23 protein-coding genes and 1 pseudogene are annotated in these 22055 nt (G+C 39.4%); 19 read left to right on the forward strand and 5 right to left on the reverse strand.

Annotated features, from left to right (window positions below; translation table 11 throughout):
- Positions 1 to 64: 64 nt before the first annotated feature.
- From AC1M9F_RS13755 to AC1M9F_RS13770, 4 genes are all read left to right on the forward strand, one after another.
- Positions 65 to 1489 (forward strand): C13 family peptidase, encoded by a 1425-nt coding sequence (locus tag AC1M9F_RS13755; protein WP_180028728.1) that lies wholly within the window; start codon positions 65 to 67, stop codon positions 1487 to 1489.
- A gap of 31 nt (positions 1490 to 1520) precedes the next feature.
- The gene (gene fghA, locus AC1M9F_RS13760) at positions 1521 to 2357 is read left to right on the forward strand and encodes an S-formylglutathione hydrolase (protein WP_481598049.1); all 837 of its coding nucleotides are present in this window, start codon (positions 1521 to 1523) and stop codon (positions 2355 to 2357) included.
- A gap of 219 nt (positions 2358 to 2576) precedes the next feature.
- Positions 2577 to 3587, forward strand: coding sequence for a YjgN family protein (locus AC1M9F_RS13765; RefSeq protein ID WP_481598056.1), 1011 nt, complete (start codon positions 2577 to 2579; stop codon positions 3585 to 3587).
- 11 nt (positions 3588 to 3598) lie between these two features.
- The gene (locus AC1M9F_RS13770; RefSeq protein WP_481592380.1) at positions 3599 to 4624 is read left to right on the forward strand and encodes a M48 family metallopeptidase; all 1026 of its coding nucleotides are present in this window, start codon (positions 3599 to 3601) and stop codon (positions 4622 to 4624) included.
- A gap of 29 nt (positions 4625 to 4653) precedes the next feature.
- On the opposite strand, the gene AC1M9F_RS13775 is transcribed toward AC1M9F_RS13770, so the two are convergent.
- Entirely contained in the window at positions 4654 to 4944 is a 291-nt protein-coding gene (locus AC1M9F_RS13775) for a DUF2218 domain-containing protein (protein WP_481594038.1), read from the reverse strand.
- Positions 4945 to 5173: 229 nt separating this feature from the next.
- On the opposite strand from AC1M9F_RS13775, the gene rpe reads away from it, so the two are divergent.
- The 5 genes from rpe (at position 5174) to AC1M9F_RS13800 (ending at position 8389) form a co-directional block, all read left to right on the forward strand.
- Positions 5174 to 5860: a ribulose-phosphate 3-epimerase gene (rpe, locus tag AC1M9F_RS13780; protein WP_481594039.1), complete on the forward strand. Its 687-nt coding sequence runs from the start codon at positions 5174 to 5176 to the stop codon at positions 5858 to 5860.
- A 614-nt stretch (positions 5861 to 6474) separates the two neighbouring features.
- Positions 6475 to 6792, forward strand: coding sequence for a DMT family transporter (locus AC1M9F_RS13785; protein WP_092768625.1), 318 nt, complete (start codon positions 6475 to 6477; stop codon positions 6790 to 6792).
- Positions 6793 to 6845: 53 nt separating this feature from the next.
- Entirely contained in the window at positions 6846 to 7163 is a 318-nt protein-coding gene (sugE, locus tag AC1M9F_RS13790) for a quaternary ammonium compound efflux SMR transporter SugE (protein WP_035268289.1), read from the forward strand.
- A gap of 32 nt (positions 7164 to 7195) precedes the next feature.
- The gene (locus AC1M9F_RS13795) at positions 7196 to 7684 is read left to right on the forward strand and encodes a methylated-DNA--[protein]-cysteine S-methyltransferase (RefSeq protein ID WP_481598050.1); all 489 of its coding nucleotides are present in this window, start codon (positions 7196 to 7198) and stop codon (positions 7682 to 7684) included.
- Between the two features lie 36 nt (positions 7685 to 7720).
- Positions 7721 to 8389 (forward strand): nuclease-related domain-containing protein, encoded by a 669-nt coding sequence (locus tag AC1M9F_RS13800; protein WP_481598051.1) that lies wholly within the window; start codon positions 7721 to 7723, stop codon positions 8387 to 8389.
- Between the two features lie 31 nt (positions 8390 to 8420).
- Here AC1M9F_RS13800 and AC1M9F_RS13805 read toward each other — a convergent pair whose 3' ends face one another.
- Positions 8421 to 9188: a hydroxymethylpyrimidine/phosphomethylpyrimidine kinase gene (locus AC1M9F_RS13805; RefSeq protein WP_035268321.1), complete on the reverse strand. Its 768-nt coding sequence runs from the start codon at positions 9186 to 9188 to the stop codon at positions 8421 to 8423.
- An 83-nt stretch (positions 9189 to 9271) separates the two neighbouring features.
- Here AC1M9F_RS13805 and AC1M9F_RS13810 point away from each other — a divergent pair, with 83 nt between their 5' ends.
- Complete coding sequence (locus AC1M9F_RS13810; protein ID WP_481589576.1) at positions 9272 to 9919, forward strand: HAD-IA family hydrolase; 648 nt, start codon at positions 9272 to 9274, stop codon at positions 9917 to 9919.
- 54 nt (positions 9920 to 9973) lie between these two features.
- Here AC1M9F_RS13810 and AC1M9F_RS13815 read toward each other — a convergent pair whose 3' ends face one another.
- Positions 9974 to 10438 (reverse strand): winged helix-turn-helix transcriptional regulator, encoded by a 465-nt coding sequence (locus AC1M9F_RS13815; RefSeq protein WP_092768640.1) that lies wholly within the window; start codon positions 10436 to 10438, stop codon positions 9974 to 9976.
- Between the two features lie 138 nt (positions 10439 to 10576).
- On the opposite strand from AC1M9F_RS13815, the gene AC1M9F_RS13820 reads away from it, so the two are divergent.
- The 4 genes from AC1M9F_RS13820 to AC1M9F_RS13835 all read left to right on the forward strand — a co-directional run bounded on the left by AC1M9F_RS13820 (position 10577) and on the right by AC1M9F_RS13835 (position 14956).
- Positions 10577 to 11836 (forward strand): D-amino acid dehydrogenase, encoded by a 1260-nt coding sequence (locus tag AC1M9F_RS13820; protein ID WP_481592386.1) that lies wholly within the window; start codon positions 10577 to 10579, stop codon positions 11834 to 11836.
- Between the two features lie 44 nt (positions 11837 to 11880).
- Positions 11881 to 12984, forward strand: coding sequence for an alanine racemase (alr, locus tag AC1M9F_RS13825; protein ID WP_481592387.1), 1104 nt, complete (start codon positions 11881 to 11883; stop codon positions 12982 to 12984).
- Positions 12985 to 13040: 56 nt separating this feature from the next.
- Positions 13041 to 13400 (forward strand): RidA family protein, encoded by a 360-nt coding sequence (locus tag AC1M9F_RS13830; RefSeq protein ID WP_481598052.1) that lies wholly within the window; start codon positions 13041 to 13043, stop codon positions 13398 to 13400.
- A gap of 134 nt (positions 13401 to 13534) precedes the next feature.
- A complete protein-coding gene (locus AC1M9F_RS13835) occupies positions 13535 to 14956 on the forward strand; it encodes an amino acid permease (protein WP_481598053.1) in 1422 nt (473 codons plus the stop codon).
- 52 nt (positions 14957 to 15008) lie between these two features.
- Here the strand turns inward: AC1M9F_RS13835 and AC1M9F_RS13840 are convergent, their stop codons facing one another.
- Positions 15009 to 15461, reverse strand: coding sequence for a CopD family protein (locus AC1M9F_RS13840; protein WP_481598054.1), 453 nt, complete (start codon positions 15459 to 15461; stop codon positions 15009 to 15011).
- Positions 15462 to 15489: 28 nt separating this feature from the next.
- Positions 15490 to 16719, reverse strand: a complete 1230-nt coding sequence (locus tag AC1M9F_RS13845) for a beta-ketoacyl synthase N-terminal-like domain-containing protein (protein ID WP_035268310.1) — start codon at positions 16717 to 16719, stop codon at positions 15490 to 15492.
- A 272-nt stretch (positions 16720 to 16991) separates the two neighbouring features.
- Between AC1M9F_RS13845 and AC1M9F_RS13850 the strand changes: the two genes are divergently transcribed.
- From AC1M9F_RS13850 to AC1M9F_RS13870, 5 genes and pseudogenes are all read left to right on the forward strand, one after another.
- Positions 16992 to 18380, forward strand: a complete 1389-nt coding sequence (locus AC1M9F_RS13850; protein WP_481598055.1) for an EcsC family protein — start codon at positions 16992 to 16994, stop codon at positions 18378 to 18380.
- A 210-nt stretch (positions 18381 to 18590) separates the two neighbouring features.
- Positions 18591 to 18965, forward strand: coding sequence for a 30S ribosomal protein S12 (gene rpsL / locus AC1M9F_RS13855; protein ID WP_004648013.1), 375 nt, complete (start codon positions 18591 to 18593; stop codon positions 18963 to 18965).
- A 180-nt stretch (positions 18966 to 19145) separates the two neighbouring features.
- Complete coding sequence (rpsG, locus tag AC1M9F_RS13860; protein ID WP_004648014.1) at positions 19146 to 19616, forward strand: 30S ribosomal protein S7; 471 nt, start codon at positions 19146 to 19148, stop codon at positions 19614 to 19616.
- Positions 19617 to 19747: 131 nt separating this feature from the next.
- Entirely contained in the window at positions 19748 to 21883 is a 2136-nt protein-coding gene (fusA, locus tag AC1M9F_RS13865) for an elongation factor G (protein ID WP_035268315.1), read from the forward strand.
- A gap of 92 nt (positions 21884 to 21975) precedes the next feature.
- A pseudogene (locus tag AC1M9F_RS13870) lies at positions 21976 to 22055 on the forward strand (hypothetical protein); the annotation flags it as partial.

Below are 22055 nucleotides of genomic sequence, written 5' to 3' on the forward strand. Positions count from 1 at the left end.
TTGATAATTATTTAACCGAGCATAAACTTAAAAAAGCTGATCCAAGCACCTACACAGTAATCTTATGATAGACCTTAAACCTTCAATTAACTTTTGGCATGATTTAAAAAGTAACCAGCTTGCAGGGATTTGGTTATTTTTAGGTTCAAGGAAATCACTACAGATTGTAAGGCCATCAATTCTTCAACTTATTTTTTGGGGAATTCTTGGAGGTTCAGCGAGCTCTTTATTTAGCTGGTTGTTATCGAATGGTGCTGGAGAATTTAACTCTCAAGGATTAGTGAGTTATGCGCTCTGGCCATTTATTGCTTTAATTGTTGGGATTTTCCTTTCACAGCGTACTAATAATCCACGTTTGATGTTGGTGCCAGCATTACTTTGGTTAGTACTAGACACACATATTGTTTTGATTCAGTGTCTTATCCAATATTATTTTAATAACTTTGACTATCAACCTAATTTCCTTGTTGATCATTTGCAGCACATATTTTCTTTATTGTTTGTTTGGCAAAGTTTAGCTGTTGTTTGGGTTTTTTCGCGTGAATTAAAATGGCCTTGGTGGGAGCGACTGCTCATCATGATCGCCACGTTTTTTACACTTTTTGTGTGGCAGATTTCGTCGCAAAGTCAACCAATTTGGAAGGTAGATGAGGCGCCTCCAAGTATTTCAGAACAATCATTTTACGCGCAAAGCAGATTATTAAATCAGGCGCTTGAACAGATCCAATTTGGAGAGTTTGCGAACTCGCATTGGTATTTTATGGGCGTAGCTGGTGCAAGTTATCAAGATGTATTCAAATTGGAAATTCAAAGATTTAAAGATCAATTTGATACGCGTTTCGGAACCTTTGGTCGTTCAATTGCGTTAATTAATAATCCTGCGACTCGCGAAGAATATCCAATTGCGTCAAAGACCAGTATTGATTTGGCATTGCAACGTATTGGCGCTCAGATGAATCGTGAAAGTGATGTCCTGTTTCTTTATATGACTTCCCATGGATTGAGTAACCAATTTCAAATGGAGAATACGCCAATTGATTTGGAAGACATAGATCCAAAATGGTTGCGCCAAACGCTTGATAAATCAGGGATCAGGTGGAGAGTTATTGTGATTTCATCATGTTTCTCTGGTAGTTTTATTCCAGCGTTGCAATCGCCAGATACATTAGTCATTACTGCAGCTGCAGCAGATCGAGAGTCTTTTGGTTGTTCAAATGATGCAGACTCGACTTATTTTGGACGTGCTTTCTTTGATTTAGCGATGCGTGAAAAAAATAGCTTACGTGAAGCCTTTGAAGATGCATCAGTCAATATTGCGCATTGGGAAAATGCACAAGGGTTTATGCCATCAGAGCCACAATGGGTCATTGGTAAGAATATGGAAATTATGTTGCCGCAACTTGAAAAGAGATTATTTCCTCAGGTTGGATTATCAACCGTAAGTAGTGAACACCAGAGTGATAGTGCTCAGTTTACGAATATGCGATGATGTTTAAAAATTAAATGTGTGAGGCAGTGCAATGGAATTGGTTCAAAAGAATAAATGTTTTGATGGTGAACAACGTGTTTATCAGATCAATTCAAAGTTTTTGAAAAATCCCACTAAATTTTCTGTATTTTTACCTTCACAGGCATTAGAAGGTCAAAAATGTATTGCGTTGTACTATCTTGCAGGTTTGACTTGTACTGAAGAAACTTTTGTTATCAAAGCACATGCACAACGTTTAGCTGCACAATTGGGAATTATCTTGATTACTCCAGATACATCGCCTCGTGGTGACGACGTGGCGGTCGGGGATTCTTGGGATATAGGGCAAGGGGCTGGATTCTATTTAAACGCAACTCAAGCACCTTGGGCTGAGCATTATCAGATGGAGTCGTATCTTATACAGGAGCTGTATCCTCTAGTTCTTACATCGTTTCCTGTACAGGATGAGGGGATTGGTATTTTTGGTCACAGCATGGGAGGACACGGTGCACTCACGCTTGCTTGGAAGTATCCAGACTTATTTAAGTCAGTCTCAGCATTTGCACCGATTTGTGCGCCATCAATTTGTCCATGGGGTGAAAAGGCATTTTCAGCTTATCTCGGAGAAGATCGTGAGTTATGGAAAGCACATGATGCGAATGAGCTCGTGAAAGCTAAGGGTGCTCTATATCACGAAGTTTTAATTGATCAGGGGGGGGCAGATCAGTTTTATGCTCAACTTAATCCAGCACTATTTGCTGAATCATGTAAAACCGTAGGTCAAAAGCTCACATTGCGTGAGCACGAGGGTTATGATCACGGATACTTCTTTATCCAAAGTTTTATTGATGATCATCTGCAATTCCATGCTTTACAATTGCAAAATTAATCTCATTTGAATTTTAAGATATTCATACTTAAGTTCGTTATAATGTGTGCGATATCACATTTAAACCATGTTGAATGATGACATCTCTCGGGATGTCATTTTTTATAATCAGAGAAAATAATAATGAATTCATTAGAACACTCCGCTGAACAAGCACCCTTACCATTGATCAACGATCCATTTCCATTATCTGATGCAGATGAAAATCGACCGATTTATATGGGGAAAGTATTTAAATTTAAATTTCATGGCAACGCGATGGAGTACTTTGGCATATGGATCATCAACATTCTGTTGACGATTGCGACATTGAGCCTATATGCGCCATGGGCGAAAGTACGTCGTTTAAGATATTTTTATAACAATACCGAATTTTTTCATCGCTTTTTTGATTTTACTGGTTTACCGACTAAAATTTTGATTGGTCGACTGATAGCCATTGGCATTTGGGCAGTATTTGCGATTGCCTCATATATGGATATGACGATAGCAGCATTTGGTGGACTGATTATTTATATTGCTCTTCCATGGTTGGTACGAGCCACAATTCGATTTAATGCGCGCAACAGTAAATTTGGGAACAGCCGTTTTTATTTTTCTGGCACGAATAAAGAAGCCTATAAACAATTTTTAATTGCGCTTGCTATCACCATTTTTACATTAGGTATATTTAGCCCTGTCGCAATTTGGATTTATAAAAAATATACGCTTAATCATTTGTACGTTGGACAACTCAAATTTCAATTAAACAATGACTGGCCTAGTTATATGCGAGCAGTATATGTTCCCATGATTCTCTTTGTATTGATTCTTATGCTCATCGGATTTGGTGGTTCGACATTATCAATACTCAGTGGTCATGGAATGGATATGATGCTGATGATGATCTTTGCCGTTTATGCGATTGGAATGTTGTTTATTGGTCCGTTAATACAGGCACGAATTTTTATTACTACGTGGAATAGCACAACACTCAACAGCAGTCAGTTTAAGACCAGTTGTAATCAATGGCGCTATGCATGGATTGTTGCGAGTAATTGGATCGCTAGAATCTTAAGTTTAGGATTATTGTCAGCATGGGCTGCTATTCGCATTTATCGATACCAAGTTGAATCGATGAGCTTAGAATTAAATGATGATCCAAACCTGATGATGAATATTGCGCAAAGTGATCATAGTGCCATCGCGGAAGAAATTAGTGATATTTTTGATATTGATATTTCACTTTAGGAGTTAATTCAATGAATCAACCTCTCACAGTGACATATTATGATGGTGTTCTTTCTAAGCCTTTTACAGCACAGATTCGCCCTGCTAATCAAGACAGTATCGCTGTCAGTTATACAGATCAAGGCGAAGTGAAAACAGTCTACTATCATGCAGATGAAATGGTATTGCTTGGTAAAATTGGTCGACGTAATCCAGCTTTAGAGTTAACACATGACGCTAGGATTGAATTTCATGAGCGTCAGCTTCCTGAATGGTTGCCTGTTGAGCATAAAAATTTTCATCAAAAAGTATGGAAACTTGAACGTACACCATCGTTGATTATTTTTAGTGTTATTTTCGTGGTCGCACTTGGTTTCTCCGTCATTAAATGGGGAATACCGACGGCATCGCACATTGTTGCTTTCCAGCTGCCAGAAAATACGCTGAATCGTTTGGGTGGACAGGCAGAAGTTTATTTAGCCGAATACACTAAACCTTCTCAGTTATCACAGCAAAGACAGGATCGGATTCTCGCGGATTATCTGAAATATGTTGCTGAGGGTCGTCCCGCTCAGTTGAAATTTAGGGAAGGTACCTCGCTTGGAGCCAATGCACTCGCATTGCCAAACAATACAATTTATCTCACCGATGAATTAGTGAAGCTTGCCAAGAATGATCAGGAAATTATCGGCGTTTTGGCACATGAACAAGCACATTTATTAAAACGTCACAGCTTACAACAAGGTCTTTCGAGCCTAGGATTCAGTGTACTTTATATTGCTATCACTGGTGATGGATCGGATTTAATTGCGACTTTGCCAGTTGCCATGATTGGTGCAGGATATTCACGGAAGTTTGAGTTAGAATCAGATCAGTATGCGCTAGAACTCATGCATAAACATGAAATGGATACAGTGCATTTTGCAAACTTTTTAAAACGTATGAGTGATGATATGGGAGAAGACGAAGATCAATCAAAAATTCTTGATCTCTTTGCAAGTCATCCTGCCACTGAAGAACGAATTCGCCGTGTTACTGAATTTAAACAGCAACAATAATGAAAAGCCGACTTTATGTCGGTTTTTCTTTAACTTTCTCTAGACCATATAACTTGATAGTCAGCTTGAACCATGCGATTGATATGATCAAGCACGACATTTTCTAGTCGTATTAATTCTTCTAAAGATATTTCTTCTTTATTCACAATACTGACATGAAGTTGATCAGGTTGTATTGATAATTCAACTGTCACTTTTGGCATAAAAATTTGATATTGGTCATCGGTATTGGTGACATCAAATTTATGTTTCCAATGATTGCTTAATCGTTTAGCGATACGTAATGCTTCGGAGCTGTCTATCGTTGTGGTTGTTTTCATTATTTACCGTAATGCTTGAAATTTATTGTATCTTAACATTCATCTCACTATAAGGTTGTTCCGAATATGCAACATAGCTTTGCATAAGTCATATTCCGTCCTTTAATATTTTTTAATCAACGATTTGCATTTTGAGTTGAAATTTAAATAGCAGTAATTTCGAAGGAATGAATAAACGAAGTTTTGCTATAATCATCTTTTGAATTCTAATTTCCCGCCAGGTCCTGACATGTCCAAGCCATTCTTAATTGCTCCATCGATTTTATCTGCTGATTTCGCTCGCTTAGGTGAAGAAGTCGAAAATGTACTTGAAGCAGGTGCAGATGTGGTCCATTTCGATGTAATGGACAATCATTATGTACCAAATTTAACTTTTGGTGCTGGTGTATGTAAGGCACTTAAAAAATATGGTATTCAGGCTCCAATTGACGTTCATCTTATGGTGAAACCAGTCGATCGTATGATCGGAGATTTCTTAGAAGCGGGTGCAGATATCATCACTTTTCATCCAGAAGCATCAGACCATATCGACCGTTCATTGCAGCTGATTAAAGCTGGTGGTGCTAAAGCAGGTTTAGTTTTTAACCCTGCAACGCCTTTACATTACCTTGATTATGTACTGGATAAAGTGGATCAAGTCTTATTAATGAGCGTCAACCCTGGCTTTGGTGGACAAAAATTTATCCCAATAACGCTAGATAAACTTCGTGAAGCACGCAAAATTATTGATGCATCTGGTAAAGATATTCGCTTAGAAGTTGATGGTGGTGTTGGTCCAGCAAATATTCGTGAAATCGCTGAAGCTGGTGCTGATATGTTTGTGGCTGGTTCTGCCATTTTTGGAAAGCCAGATTATAAAGCTGTAATTGATGAAATGCGTGCAGAGTTGGCGAAAGTAGGTTCAATTAACGTTTGATCCGAAACATGTATAACACTACACACATCTGTGGATAAGTTTATGGATAACTTGGTGGATATCTGTGTTGATAACAGTCTGGATAATTTGATTAGATTATAATCATATTTGGTTCAATGGTTTGTTTATTAGACAATAAATGTATAAAAAGGACTCATTTGAGTCCTTTTTTACAAAAAATGGATCTTCTTATCCTTTCTGTTGAATTGTTTGGGGGAGAAATTTTCGTTGCTCATTATTTGGCTTATCTTCGTGAATAAGTCTTAAAAGAGCGAGATAAAAAATCAATTTAAATTTAAACATCCTAGACCAGTGATTTTCTATAGTGCAGTGAAGTGTTCTAATTTGGTGCGGATTTAGTCTTCCATCTGACAATAGCGATCGCGTTCGCAATGCAATAGCCTAAAAATGCAGAAATAATCTAGAAAAGCTAGTCCGATAATGACGTATTTTTTGTAGGTGTATTTTGGGTCAAAAATTGTAAAATTGCGCCTATTTTGTGCGTGTGTTGATATAATTCAACCATCATTTGGAGGAACGACCTCCCTCATTTCTCTGAGAAAAATCGTCAGGACGGCCTGACTCTTAAATTATTTTAATTGGGAGCAGGCATCATGGCTTGGTTTATTCTTATTCTCGCGGGTTTATTTGAGATCGTTTGGGCATATAGTATGAAAATGTCTGAAGGATTTACTAAATTCACACCGACTGCAATTACTCTATTTTTTATGGTTCTCAGTTTTGGGTTGTTGGCACATGCCATGAAAACATTACCTCTGGGAACTGCCTATACGATTTGGACGGGGATTGGTGCAGTAGGGTCTTTTTTAGTCGGCATTTTTATTCTGGGTGAGCCTGCGACAGCAATGCGGATGATTGCGGCTATTCTGATTATTTCAGGTTTAGTCATGATGAAATTAGCTTCAGCGTAAGATTTAAGGCAGCGTATCCATACGCTGCTTTTTAAATTGAGAGAGGGTTTATTTTGGCTTGGTTAGTCTTGATTGTTGCAGGGTTGTTGGAAGTTGTCTGGGCCTATTTTATGAAAGTTTCAGATGGCTTTACCAAATTGACACCCAGTATTTTGACGATCGTTTTCATGATCGCAAGTTTTGCTTTACTTTCCCATGCGATGAAAACTTTACCACTCGGGACAGCTTATACCGTATGGACAGGCATAGGCGCTGTAGGTTCTTTTATGGTTGGGATTTTTATTCTTGGAGAACCTGCAAATGCAATGAGAATGATCGCCGCAGTATTGATTATTTCGGGTTTGGTCTTAATGAAGTTATCATCAACATAGTTAGATGATTTAATTTACAAGCGATTAAAAAAATGACTCAGCTTTATTTAAAAAAAATAATGACACCTGTCGGTGAACTTCAATTGGTTGCTCATGATCAAGCATTGATTGTTGTCGCTTGGGAAAATGCACTTCCTCAGTTTATTCAAAATCAAATAATCATTCAGCGGGATGATCACGAGATTTTATGCATTGCCGAAAAACAGCTTCGCGAATATTTTTTAAAACAACGTCAGGTATTCGATTTGCCCATAGAACTTTATGGGACAGAATTCCAACGTTCGGTATGGAATGCGCTGTTAAATATTCCTTTTGGAGAGTCTAGAACGTATAAGCAAATTGCTGAGGATGTTGGTAATGTAAAAGCGGTTCGAGCGGTAGGCTTGGCCAATGGGAAAAATCCTATCGCGATCATTGTACCTTGTCATCGTGTAATAGGTGTCAATGGCAAGCTGGTCGGATTTTCAGGTGGTGTGGAGAATAAGCTTAAGCTGCTGCAGCTTGAAGATGATAAGTGGTGATGTTATAACAGCATAAACATATGAAATACAAAAATTATGTCTAATGAAAATCCTATAATTACAATTGTTTTTAATCTCATATCGCAGTTATGGTGGTTGATCTTAATTCTAGCAATCATCCCTGTATTCAAAATGTTTGTACCTTATATCAAAGGAAAATTGGGTGAATACACTGTCCAATATCATGCAAAAAAATTTTTGAATGAGGACTATATTTTACTGAATGATCTTACATTTTTGGATCAGGACAATCAGACCACACAGATTGACCATATTTTATTAAGTCCTTATGGAATATTTGTGATTGAGACTAAAAACTATAAAGGTTGGATTTTTGGCTCATCACATCAAAAAATGTGGACTCAAAAAATTTATAAATCCAGCCATAAATTTCAAAATCCATTGCACCAAAACTACAAGCATATAAAGGTTTTAGAGGGATTATTAAATGACTTAATCGATCCAAATCTGTCGATACATGGGTTAGTGGTTTTCGTGCCTAATTGTGAGTTTAAAACACCAATTCCTGTACATGTTCATTGGGGTAAAAGTTGGATTGAAGAAGTTAAAAGCTACAAAATGAAAGTGATCGATGATCGTAGACTACAGAGAATTAAATATCGTATTGAAAAAGCAGCGCTTCAAAAATCGTGGAAAACCAATAGAGAACATATCCTATCAGTCAAAAAAAGACTAAAAGATTAATAAAAAAGCCCACAGTCAGTGGGCTTTTTATTTAGAAGCGTTTTGGAATTCTTTGGCCACCTTCAACTGGGATTTCAGCGCGTTTTAATACACCAAATAGCCATGTTTCCGCATGGTGAACTGCATTTTTAATTTGATCACCTTGTGCCAACCTCCCTGCAATAAAACTAGCAAGAGAACAGCCTGAACCATGATACTCACCTTCAAGACGAGGACATTTTGTTTCAGAGACCATATCACCGTTAATGTAGAGTGCATTTCTAATATAAGTCGGTGTGTCTTCGTGACCACCTTTGACTAATACAGCTTTAGCACCCATTTCAAATAGCTTCTGTGTGGCTTGATCTAAATCTTCACAGCCTGTTAATGCGCGAAGTTCAACGGTATTGGGTGTAAGAATCGTAGCAAGAGGAATCAATTCAACAAAAGCCTTGACCAATGTTGCTTGATTTCCTAATGAGCCACCACTATTGGCAACCAAAACTGGATCGAGTACGTATTGAAAATCAGGATGTGCTCTTAGGAATTCTGCCAAAGCGGCGATATTGTCGGTAGTACCGAGCATGCCAGATTTCACTACTTTGATAGGAAGATCATTCACTACAGCATTCGCTTGAGCCAGCAGTAAATCTTTTGAGGTTGCTTCAAATCCAAAAACTTGTTGAGAGTTTTGAATGGTTAACGCTGTACATGCGATTGCTGCATGAGCACCACTTTGGCCGATCGCTTCAATATCTGCTTGTAAGCCAGCACCACCAGATGGATCTAAACCAGAAAAGCACAATACAGTAGGGCGCACAACAATGTCCTTCATTGATCAATTTGGAGTAGTATAGGCAAGTTTCTGAGAAGTCTCGATAGCATTTCTAAAAAAGGTACAGCATGATTAAAAATATTCTCATTGATTTAGATGGAACGCTAACTGATCCTAAAGTGGGTATTACGACTTCTGCACGCTATGGTTTAGAAAAAGTAGGTCATCTTATCGCGGAGGATGAGAATATTGATTGGATTATTGGACCACCTTTAAAAGCCTCGTTGGCCAAAATTTTGAAGGTTGATGTGAATGATGATTTGGCGGAACAGGCTTTACTTGGTTATCGTGAACGCTTTGCTGTAAAAGGTTTATTTGAAAATTTATTATTTGAAGATGTAGCAGAGACATTGGCAACACTTAAGAACAAAGGTTACAGATTGTTTTTAGCTACTGCAAAGCCTGAGGTGTATGCCCAGAAAATTCTTGAACATTTCAATCTCACACCGTATTTTGATTATGCCTATGGCAGTGAGTTAAATGGTGACCGCACCAATAAAGCTGAACTTATTGCATATATTTTAGAGCGAGAAAAAATTAAGCCAGAAACCTGTTTAATGGTAGGGGACCGAGAGCATGACATTATCGGTGCTCGAAAAAATGGGATTGAAACGATTGCGGTGGAATACGGTTATGGCAGTGATGCAGAGTTAGCCGCTGCTGCACCCAAAGCCAGAATTCAAGCTTTCCATCAAATTTTAAATTACGTTGATTAATCTAAGCCGAAATTTGGGCTCAAGAGCAACTCTCAAGAGATTGCTCTTCGTAGCTTAGCTTAGATCCAAGTACAAGGACTCTTTGACCTCTTCCATCACGATGTAACTATGGGAGGATGCAGAGGAGGGAAGCATTTTAAGCAGGTCACCCAGTAGTTGGCGATAAGCACTCATTTCTTTTAGTCTCGCTTTCACCAAGTAATCGAATTCACCTGAAATTAAATGACACTCTAATACCTCAGGTATCTCAACTAAATTCTTGGCGACTTGATCAAAAACGTCTCCAGATTTCGCCGATAATTTAATTTCTAGAAAGACGAGTAAATTACGCTCCAATAACTCCGGATTTAATCGGGCGTAATAGCCCATAATAATGCCATCTCGTTCTAGTCTTTTGACTCTTTCTGAGCAAGGGGTTGTAGAAAGATTTACTTTTGCAGCCAGTTCACTAATGGCGATACGACCGTCCTTTTGCAGAATATCTAATATCATACGATCAGTGCGATCTAATTTCCGCATGAATAATTTCCTTATTTTTTAATTTTTTTAGGATAAAACCCTTAAATTACCTAAATTATAACGTTTAAAAGAGTGAAAAAAACTATTAAAGCAAAAATATACTAGTGAAATAAACTACACAGTGCTGAGGGATAGTTCATGCGCGTTATTGTATTAGGTAGTGGTGTCATTGGTGTTGCAAGTGCGTATTACCTAGCGCAACAAGGAGCAAGCGTCACTGTATTAGATCGTCAATCAGGTCCTGCCGAAGAAACGAGTTTTGGCAATGCAGGACAGATTTCTCCTGGGTATTCTACACCATGGGCCGCACCAGGAATTCCATTTAAAGCGGTTAAATGGATGTTTCAACATCATGCACCATTAGCAATTAATGTAGATGGAAGCTTGTGGCAGCTGAAATGGATGGCTCAAATGTTGAAGAACTGCAATGCGGCACATTACGCTATCAATAAAGAGCGTATGGTACGTGTTGCTGAATACAGTCGAGATTGTTTAAGAGAATTACGCGAAAATATTGGCATATCTTATGAGAATCGTTCAAAAGGAACATTACAAATTTTTCGTAAGGATGCGCAATTAGACGCAGTTCAACGAGACATTGAAGTTTTAAAAGAAACAGGTGTCGAATTTGAGTTATTAGATCGTGAAGGTCTAGGTCGAGTTGAGCCTGCTTTAGCGGAAGTTAAAGACAAATTGGTCGGTGGTTTACATCTTCCAAATGATGAGACTGGCGATTGCTATATCTTTACCAACGCGCTTGCTGAATATGCAAAAGGTATTGGTGTTGAGTTTAAATTTAATCAAAATGTTGAAAAACTCGTAGTTGAAGGTGATGAAATTAAAGGCGTTGTTGTCGACGGTCAAGTACTTACAGCAGATCGTTATGTACTTGCCTTCGGTAGCTATTCACGAGATTTTATTAAACCATTAGGTCTAGATTTGCCCATTTATCCAGTAAAGGGATATTCATTAACTATACCTATCGTGGATGCGCAATATGCGCCTCAATCAACCGTATTGGATGAAACCTACAAGATTGCAATAACTCGTTTTGATCAACGAATTCGTGTTGGTGGGATGGCTGAGTTAAGTGGTTTTAATAAAGAGTTAAATGAGGATCGCCGTGGCACCTTAGAGATGGTAACACGTGATTTGTTCCCAGGTGGAGATATGGCACAAGCCAGTTTCTGGACGGGACTACGACCGATGACACCAGACAGTACGCCTATTATCGGTGCGACGAAATATAAGAATCTATTTTTAAATACTGGACATGGCACGCTCGGCTGGACCATGGCATGTGGTTCTGGAAAGCTGATTAGTGATTTAGTGCTGAATCGGACTCCAGAGATTAGTACCGATGGACTTTCAATTCAACGTTATAACCACGCAGCTTAAAGGCTGCGTGGTTTGCTATTAAAAAATATAATAGGACAAGGAATATGTCTCGCCCGATACAGGCTGTCATTCATTTAAACGCAATCAAACATAATTTGAAAGTTGCTAAGCAACATGTGCCAAATGCCCAAATTTTTGCTGTTGTAAAAGCTAATGCTTACGGCCATGGGATCGAGCGCATTTATTCAGCCTTAAAGGATGCTGATGGGATTGCACTTCTAGAGCTGAGTGAAGCACAACGAGTTCGAGATTTAGGTTGGAAAGGCCCAATTTTGCTTTTGGAAGGTATCTTTCAAGAAGCGGATTTACAGTTGTGTCATGATTTGGAACTTCAATTTACCGTTCATAATGAGATTCAAGTCGAATGGATTAATCGGTGCGGTTTAGATGCTCATTTTAATATTTTTCTGAAAATGAACAGTGGCATGAATCGTTTAGGATTCCAACCTCAACGTTACTCTGAAATTTGGAGTCTGTTAACTGAATTGCCGCAAGTGTCATCAATCACTCACATGACACATTTTTCTGATGCTGATGGCGAGCGCTTGAATCAGGTTGGCGTTGACTATCAAATTTCAGTATTCAATCAAATCGTCAGTGCTTTAGGTGGTCCTTGCTCAGTAAGTAATAGCGCAGCCATTCTTAGACATGCCAATCATGTCCACTCTAACATTGTACGTAGTGGCATTATGTTGTATGGGAGTTCACCGGATTATCCAACCCATACTATTCAAGATTGGGACTTAAAACCAACAATGTCTTTAAGAAGTGAATTGATTGCAATTCAAGAAATTAATCCTCAGCAAAGTATTGGCTATGGATCGACTTTTTTTGCAGAACAAGCTATGAAAATTGGCATTGTCGCTTGTGGATATGCAGATGGATATCAACGGATTACTCAATCTGGCACAACAGTGCTTGTGAATGGACAAAAAACTTCTTTGATTGGTCGTGTAAGTATGGACATGCTAGCTGTTGATATCACGCATATTGAAGATGCAAAAATTGGCAGTGAAGTCGTACTGTGGGGCGTCTCAAAGTACGGAAGTTTGTTACCGATTGATGAGGTCGCTGCAGGAGCGAGTACTGTGGGATATGAGTTAATGTGTGGCGTAACGACGCGGGTTCCATTTGTTGTAGAAATTTAATGTTAAAAATTCAACGATCAACACTAGGATCGATACTGAGTAATCAAGGAATTAATATGCAAAATCAGGATATTCAAAAATTCAATAGTAATGGCGTGATGAGTGCAGTTACATTCTTTAATCAAGTGGCTTATCTTTCTGGTCAAGTACCTAAGATTACGACGCCTGATATCGCCTTACAAACGAAAGATGTGCTGAATACGATCGACGCTCTTTTGGCTCAAGTAGGCACAGATAAATCTCGTTTATTGTCAGCACAAGTTTTCGTGAAGAATTTGGAAGATTTTCAAATCTTCAATCAAATTTGGATTGAATGGATGGAGGATTCAATACCACCATCACGAGCAACCATTCAGGCTGACCTCGTTAATCCAGAATGGTTAATTGAAATCGCAGTGATTGCTGCATTGAAATAACTGAATATAAGTAAGACTTCACGAGGAAGAGTCATTTATGGCTCCTCTCATAATAACAAAATCTCTCGAATCTCAGTTTGAAGCGGAATTTAGGCTGATCGATTAGATTAGATGGTGTAAAAGGATGTTGAATAATGACAACCACAAATATTGATGAACAATCATCTCCCAATGAATTACAGCGTAAGCTTTCAAATCGACATTTACAACTCATCGCCATCGGTGGAGCGATTGGTACAGGGTTGTTTATGGGCTCAGGAAAAACGATTTCACTTGCAGGACCTTCAATCATCATCATTTATATGATTATTGGTGCTATGTTTTTTTTCTTGATGCGTGCCCTTGGTGAAATTCTTTTATCTAATGTGCACTACAAATCATTTATTGATATGGCACATGATCTCATTGGACCAGGTGCAGGGTATTATATTGGTTGGTCCTATTGGCTGGGATGGATTTTGGTCGGTATTGCTGATTTAGCAGCAATTATCAATTATCTCAGTTTTTGGTTACCTCCAGATCAAATGTTTACCCCAATGGGGCAAGCAGCGATTAGTGCAGGATGTGTCTTATTCATACTCGCAATTAACTTAGTCACTGTAAAACTTTTTGGTGAAATTGAGTTTTGGTTTGCATTAATCAAAATTCTAGCCATTATTGGATTGATCTTGGTGGGTGCCTTCATGGTGTTTACGAGTTTTCAGTCACCAAGTGGTGCTGTTGCAAGCTTCAGTAACATTTGGTCTCATGGTGGAATGTTCCCGAAAGGAACCATGGGCTTTTTGGCAGGCTTTCAAATCGCAATGTTTGCCTTTGTTGGTGTAGAGTTACTCGGGACGATGGCTGCGGAAACCAAAGATCCTGAAAAAAATTTACCAAAAGCGGTTAATGCTATTCCGACACGTATTATCATTTTCTATGTGCTTTCGTTGATCATGATTATGTCTGTGACACCTTGGATCAATATCCCAGCAGATCAAAGTCCATTTGTGACATTATTCTTATTTGCGGGTATTGGTTCAGCTGCTGTGATTATGAACCTAGTGGTTTTGTCTTCTGTGATGTCTTCCATGAACAGTGGCGTCTTTTCTACCAGTCGAATGTTATTTGGATTGGCACGTGACGGCCAAGCCCCTCAAAAGCTAGCAGAACTTTCAAGTCGTGCCGTACCTGCTAAGGGATTAATCTTTTCATGTACATTTATTATGGCCGGTGCAGCATTTCAGTATTTTGTGCCAAATACGATGGAAGCTTTTACATTAGCAAGTTCGCTGTGTGTGATTCTTTTCATTAGTATTTGGGCGATTATCATGGTGTGCTATATACGCTACCGTAAATTGCGACCTGAGCTACATGAAAAGTCGAATTTTAAAATGCCGGGTGGAGTGGCAATGTCATACGTTGTATTGGCATTTTTGCTATTTGCATTAATCATTTTAAGTTTAGAGCCAGACACGCTGAAAGCTTTGATGATTAGTCCAATCTGGTTAATTTTGTTGGCTGTAACATATCGTGTTCTTTATAAACCACGTATGCGTAAGCGTAACCATAATTAATTTTTAAAGAAAAAAACCTCCACGAATGGAGGTTTTTTTTTATATTCTTTAGTTAGAATGTAGGTTTAACCACAACTAAAATTACAACTGCGAATAAGATCAATGTGGGCATTTCGTTGAAATAGCGCCAGAACTTATGACTTTTATAGTGTGCATTATCAATGAGTTTTTTACGGTAATATCCACACGTTAGGTGGTATATGACCAGTAATCCGACTAAACAAACTTTTAAATAAAACCATAAAGCTTCATGATAATGTCGAGTTGCATCACCCCAGTCCACTAAAAAATGTGCAGTGATCAATGTTGCGATCATCGCAGGCCACATAATGCCACGATAAAGCTTACGTTCCATGACTTCAAAGCGTTGATGGCTTATGGCATCGTCACTCATCGCATGATAAACATAAAGCCGTGGTAGATAGAACAAAGCAGCGAACCAACATACCACAGCAATAATATGTAATGCTTTTACCCATAGGAAAGCATCTGAAGGAGCATCCATCTAATCACCCATTATGGGCGGAATTAAATTAGCCTTCCCATTTCTTGAAAATGAGGCAGGCATTTACGCCGCCGAAACCAAAACTGTTACTCATTACAGTATTCAGTTTTGTATCGCGTTTTTCAAGTACGATATCAAATGGTTTTGCACCTTCATCAAGCTCAGTAACGTTGATATTTGGTGCAATAAAGTCATTCTGCATCATGAGAATAGAGTAAATCGCTTCTTGTACACCTGCAGCGCCTAAGCTATGACCTGTCATAGATTTTGTTGAACTTAAAGGTGGTACTTGACCTTCACCGAATGCGCGTTCCATTGCTTTCAATTCAGTCACATCACCAGCTGGTGTAGATGTGCCGTGTGTATTTACATAATCAATTTTTTCAACACCATGCTGTTTTGCTTCATCAAGTGCCATCAAGATGCAACGTGTTGCACCTTCACCTGATGGTGCGACCATATCAGCACCATCAGAGTTGGCTGCATATGCAACGACTTCAGCAAGAATATTTGCACCGCGCGCTTGAGCATGCTCAAGAGATTCAAGTACCACGAAACCACCGCCGCCAGCAATGACAAAACCATCACGATCAGCAGAGTAAGGGCGAGAAGCGGTTTCTGGTGAGTCATTATATTTTGAGCATAAAGCACCCATTGCATCAAATAATAGACTTTGTGACCAATGGTCTTCTTCACCACCACCAGCGAGCATTAGATCCTGTTTGCCAAGTTGAATCAGGTTGTATGCGTAACCAATGGCATCAGCTGAGGTTGCACAAGCACTTGTAATAGAGTGGGCGATACCTTGTAATTTGAATGCCACACCAACGTTAGCTGTAATAGTATTTGACATATTGCGTGGAACAAAGAAAGGGCCAATTTTACGTGCGCCTTTCTCTTCAAGAAGTTCAATCATTTCAGCGACAGAAGCTGTAGAGTTGCCGCCTGAACCACCCGCAATACCATAACGAGGATTGCCCGCAAGATCTTCAGCGGTTAGACCCGCATTTTCAACCGCAGCGACTGCAGCGTTATAGGCATACATCGCACATACACCCATGAAGCGTTTCAGTTTACGGTCAATACCGTCAAAATTTTGTTCTGCTGCAGCACTAACATGACTTTTAAAATTAAGTTCAGCATAAGTTGGGTTAAAACGTGTGCCTGAAATACCATTTTGTAAGGCATGATTTACATCTTCTAATGTATTACCAATGCATGAGTTAATGCCCATACCAGTGATTACAACACGTTTCATTTACAATTCCCTATTATGGTGAAGTCATTTTATGGAAAAATTCACATCGATTTGATTGGATGTAAAAGTCCATAAGATCTTGTCAAAAATTCGTATCATGATATCAGAATCTATTTTAAATTCTTATGGCAAATCAATATCGCAGCGTTAAAACGCTTATTGGCAGATATGTTCACTATATTGCAACCGAATAAAACACGATAAAGTTGAGATAACTCTTGACTGCACATAGAATTTTAAACATAAGTGATAAATGCGAAGGAGGGTTGTAAATGGCAAATTCTAATAATAAGCAATCAAGCGGACTGGTATCAAAAGCATTTGGAGTGGCTAAAAAGCTCAGTGCTACTGGATTTGAACTGGCACAACATGTTGCACCAGGATCAATTGCGAAATTGACGCAACAACCTGATCCACAAAAAATTATTGACATAACTTTAGATGAGAGAAAAATGACTGAACAAAAAAAGTACGAAACCCCTCAACAATTATTTCGTGATCATGTCCCTCAAGTTTCTCAAAAAATTTTTGGTCGTCATTACAGTAAATTAAATAATGTTGCTTCTTTTATCTCTCCGGACTTAAACAACAAAGTTGCAGATTATTTTTTTGATAAATTGAATGATTTTGTTTCTGAGTTAAGTTCAGTTGAGCATGTGTTAAAGGAAGTTGGTGCAAAAAGCTTGGATGAACTTAAATCAAGCCCTGATCGTGCGAATCGTATCGGTGAAGCATTAGCCAATCAAAATAAGTTGATTGCAGCGGTTCAGGGGGCAGTGTCTGGTGCGACAGGTGTAGTTGGTACGGCCATCGATATTCCTTTCTCGTTAGCATTTACGTTGCGTAGTATTTACCAAGAAGGGCGCGCGCACGGTTTTGAACTTAATCATCGTCAAGAGCAAGAGATCGTTGAGTATGTATTCAAACAAGTCGATTTAGGTGTTATTGCGGAAAAGCAAACACTTTTAGTGGCATTAAGAACAGTCGCAAATTTATTGGAAACACAAGATACTCATCAGCTACAAACCCTATTGGGCTCTAGTAACGACTTCACGGCTTTAAAAAAATGGCTGAGTAATCCTGAAGGTGGTTATAAATGGAATTGGTTGAATCAGATTCCTCAAATTTCAATTTTATCTAAATTAGCACCTGTGGCTGGTGCTGGTATTGGTGCAGTATATAGCTGGCGTTTGGTGGAAGAGGCTCATTCTAAAGCTAGAGCTGTTTTTTCAGGAGCACAGCAGTACATTCTCCAACATCCAGATGAGCAGGTAACTGTTCAGGAGGCCTTTGAGCGCGGTACAGAATTATTAAAGCAATCTTCACTCGCATTGAATTCCGCAGTGTCAATCAATAATGAGTTAGTGGTTGAGGTTGAAGAGTTTGCAAAAAAACTTGAAGGAGAAGAGTCTATTCAAGTTGATGAGTCTGCAGTTCATAATGATTCAATTTCAGCAATTAAAATTGAAGCAAAATCTGCCGAGTCTGAAAAAGAAGAAGCGGTCAGTGTTGAGGATGGTCTTAAGGCCTTAGCTGAAAAACATGTGGAATCGGCTTCTAATGAAAGTGTTCAAGACGCTGATAAAGACCAGCCTCAAGGCGAACCTATTGTGCAGGTAAAAGCGTCTCCTAAGCGTCGTAATTCAAAAAAGAAAGATTAAGCAGCAAACTCACTACCTACGTCACAGAAAAAACAATAAATTTAGTTATGAATGGTTGATCAAATCATTCTGAAAATTTCGTTGTAAGCACACAATGGTCAATATTTGATGTCATGTTGAATGTTGACCATTTTTACTTCTTGGCTTACAATTGCATGCCCTCAAAAAGTAGTATTTTTTGGGGCTTTTTATTAACGGGAGAATTGCCACATGGCAACAACAAATCAGTTGATCCGTAAGGGTCGTACGACTTTGATTGAAAAATCAAAAGTTCCTGCGTTGAAGGCTTGTCCACAACGTCGTGGTGTTTGTACACGTGTTTACACAACTACACCTAAAAAACCTAACTCAGCAATGCGTAAAGTTTGCCGTGTTCGCTTAACTTCAGGTTTCGAAGTATCTAGCTATATCGGTGGTGAAGGCCATAACCTACAAGAGCACAGTGTTGTTCTTATCCGTGGTGGTCGTGTTAAAGACTTACCAGGTGTACGTTACCATACCGTTCGTGGTTCTTTAGACTGTGCTGGTGTTAAAGATCGTAACCAGTCTCGTTCTAAATACGGTACTAAGCGTCCTAAGAAATAATCTAAATAGATCATTTTCTTAAACGTATAGAACTGCAATCCTTTATCGTCTCGCTTGTCTGATTTCTGCATTTAATTTTGTGAAATTCAAGCGACGTGTAGTAAGGCCAGCGAATAGTACATGACACTTTGTACTGCTGCTGGATAAACCTGAAGTGTCATATTTATAGGTAGTATTAAAATGCCAAGACGTCGCGTAGTCGCTGCTCGTGAAATCCTTCCGGATCCTAAGTTCGGCAGCCAAACAATCGCTAAGTTCATGAACCACGTAATGCAAGATGGTAAAAAATCTATTGCTGAAAGTATCGTTTACGGTGCTTTAGACCGCGTTCAAGAAAAATCTAAAGTAGACCCAGTTGAATTTTTCGAGACTACTCTTGAAAAAGTTCGTCCTATGGTCGAAGTAAAAGCACGCCGTGTTGGTGGTGCTACATACCAAGTTCCTATGGAAGTACGCCCATCCCGTCGTACTGCTTTAGCGATGCGTTGGTTAGTAGATGCTGCTGCTAAGCGTTCTGAAAAAACTATGGCGTTACGCCTTGCTGGTGAGTTGCTTGACGCAGCTGAAGGTAAAGGTTCAGCGATCAAGAAACGTGAAGATGTGCATCGTATGGCTGAAGCCAACAAAGCCTTCTCTCACTACCGTTTCTAAGCGGATAAAACAGCCCCTATTCAGGAGGGTGGTAAGTCGGGTTTCACTGATTTGTCATCGAATCGCTTTAAGCTGCTCAGCAGCTTAAAGCGTCCTGTTTTAAACAACAAAATTTAGGAATGCAAGAAATCATGGCTCGTCAAACCCCAATTTCTCGTTACCGTAACATTGGTATCTCAGCACACATTGATGCTGGTAAAACAACGACTTCTGAACGTATTTTGTTCTACACAGGTGAGAGCCACAAACTAGGTGAAACTCACGAAGGTTCAGCAACAACTGACTGGATGGAACAAGAGCAAGAACGTGGTATTACTATTACTTCAGCAGCAGTAACTTGCTTCTGGAAAGGTATGGGTAACCAGTTCGAACAACACCGTATTAACGTAATTGACACACCGGGACACGTTGACTTCACGATCGAAGTTGAGCGTTCTATGCGTGTTCTTGACGGCGCGTGCATGGTTTACTGTGCTGTAGGTGGTGTACAACCTCAGTCAGAAACTGTATGGCGTCAAGCAAATAAATATAAAGTACCTCGTATTGCGTTCGTTAACAAAATGGACCGTACTGGTGCAAACTTCTTCCGTGCTGTTGAACAAGTAAAAACACGTCTTGGTGGTAATCCAGTGCCAATCGTGATTCCTGTTGGCGCAGAAGAAAACTTCCAAGGTGTAGTAGACCTTATCGAAATGAAAGCGATTATCTGGGATGAAGCATCTCAAGGTATGAAGTTTGAATACGGTGAAATTCCTGCTGACCTTGTTGAGCTTGCTCAAGAATGGCGTACGAACATGGTTGAAGCTGCTGCAGAAGCATCAGAAGAACTCATGGATAAGTACCTAGAAGAAGGTGATTTGACTAAAGAAGAAATCATCGGTGGTCTTCGTGCACGTACATTATTGAATGAAATTCAACCAATGCTTTGTGGTTCAGCGTTCAAAAACAAAGGTGTTCAACGTATGTTGGATGCTGTTATTGAATTCTTACCAGCACCTACTGACGTTGAAGCAATTAAAGGTATCTTAGACGACAAAGATGAGACAGAAGGTTCTCGTGAAGCGTCTGATGAAGCACCGTTTGCTGCGCTTGCGTTCAAAATTATGAACGACAAATTCGTTGGTAACTTGACATTCGTTCGTGTTTACTCAGGTGTTCTAAAAGCTGGTAGTGCAGTTTATAACCCTGTTAAATCTAAACGTGAACGTGTTGGCCGTATTGTACAGATGCACGCTAATGACCGTCATGACATCGAAGAAATTCGTGCGGGCGATATCGCGGCATGTGTAGGTCTTAAAGATACGACTACAGGTGATACACTTTGTGATGAAAACAACGTGATCACATTGGAGCGTATGGAATTCCCAGAACCAGTAATTGCACTTGCAGTTGAACCTAAAACTAAAGCTGACCAAGAAAAAATGTCAGTTGCTTTGGGCCGCTTGGCGAAAGAAGATCCATCATTCCGCGTTCGTACTGATGAAGAATCTGGTCAGACTATTATTGCTGGTATGGGTGAGCTTCACCTTGACATCATCGTTGACCGTATGAAGCGTGAATTCGGTGTTGAAGCGAACATCGGTAAACCAATGGTTGCTTACCGCGAAACGATTAAAAAATCTGTTGAGCAAGAAGGTAAGTTTGTTCGTCAAACTGGTGGTAAAGGTAAATTCGGTCACGTATATGTACGTTTAGAGCCAATGGATCCTGAAGCTGGTAAAGACTACGAGTTCGCTGAAGAAGTTGTTGGTGGTGTTGTACCTAAAGAATTCTTTGGTGCTGTAGACAAAGGTATTCAAGAACGTATGAAGAATGGTGTCCTAGCTGGTTACCCAGTTGTTGGCATCAAAGCGACATTGTTCGATGGTTCTTACCATGATGTCGACTCTGACGAATTATCGTTCAAAATGGCGGGTTCTTACGCATTCCGTGATGGTTTCATGAAAGCAGATCCTGTTCTTCTTGAACCTATCATGAAAGTTGAAGTAGAAACTCCAGAAGACTACATGGGCGATATCATGGGTGACTTAAACCGTCGTCGTGGTATGGTTCAAGGTATGGACGATTTACCTGGCGGTACTAAAGCAATCCGTGCTGAAGTTCCACTTTCTGAGATGTTCGGTTACGCAACACACATGCGTTCTATGTCTCAAGGTCGTGCGACTTACTCTATGGAATTTGCTAAATATGCTGAAACTCCACGTAACGTGGCTGAAGGCATTATTGCTAAGTTCCAAGCTGGTGGTAAAAAAGGTGACGACGAGTAATCTTTCGATTACTATAAGCCCAACTAATTCATAGTTTAAAACCAAGTGCTCATGGAGTGATCCTCCATGAGTAGTTTAAAAAGGAAGATCTCATGGCTAAGGCTAAGTTTGAACGTAATAAGCCACACGTTAACGTGGGCACAATCGGTCACGTTGACCATGGTAAAACAAC

The organism is Acinetobacter sp. ANC_7504 (genome assembly GCF_056779995.1).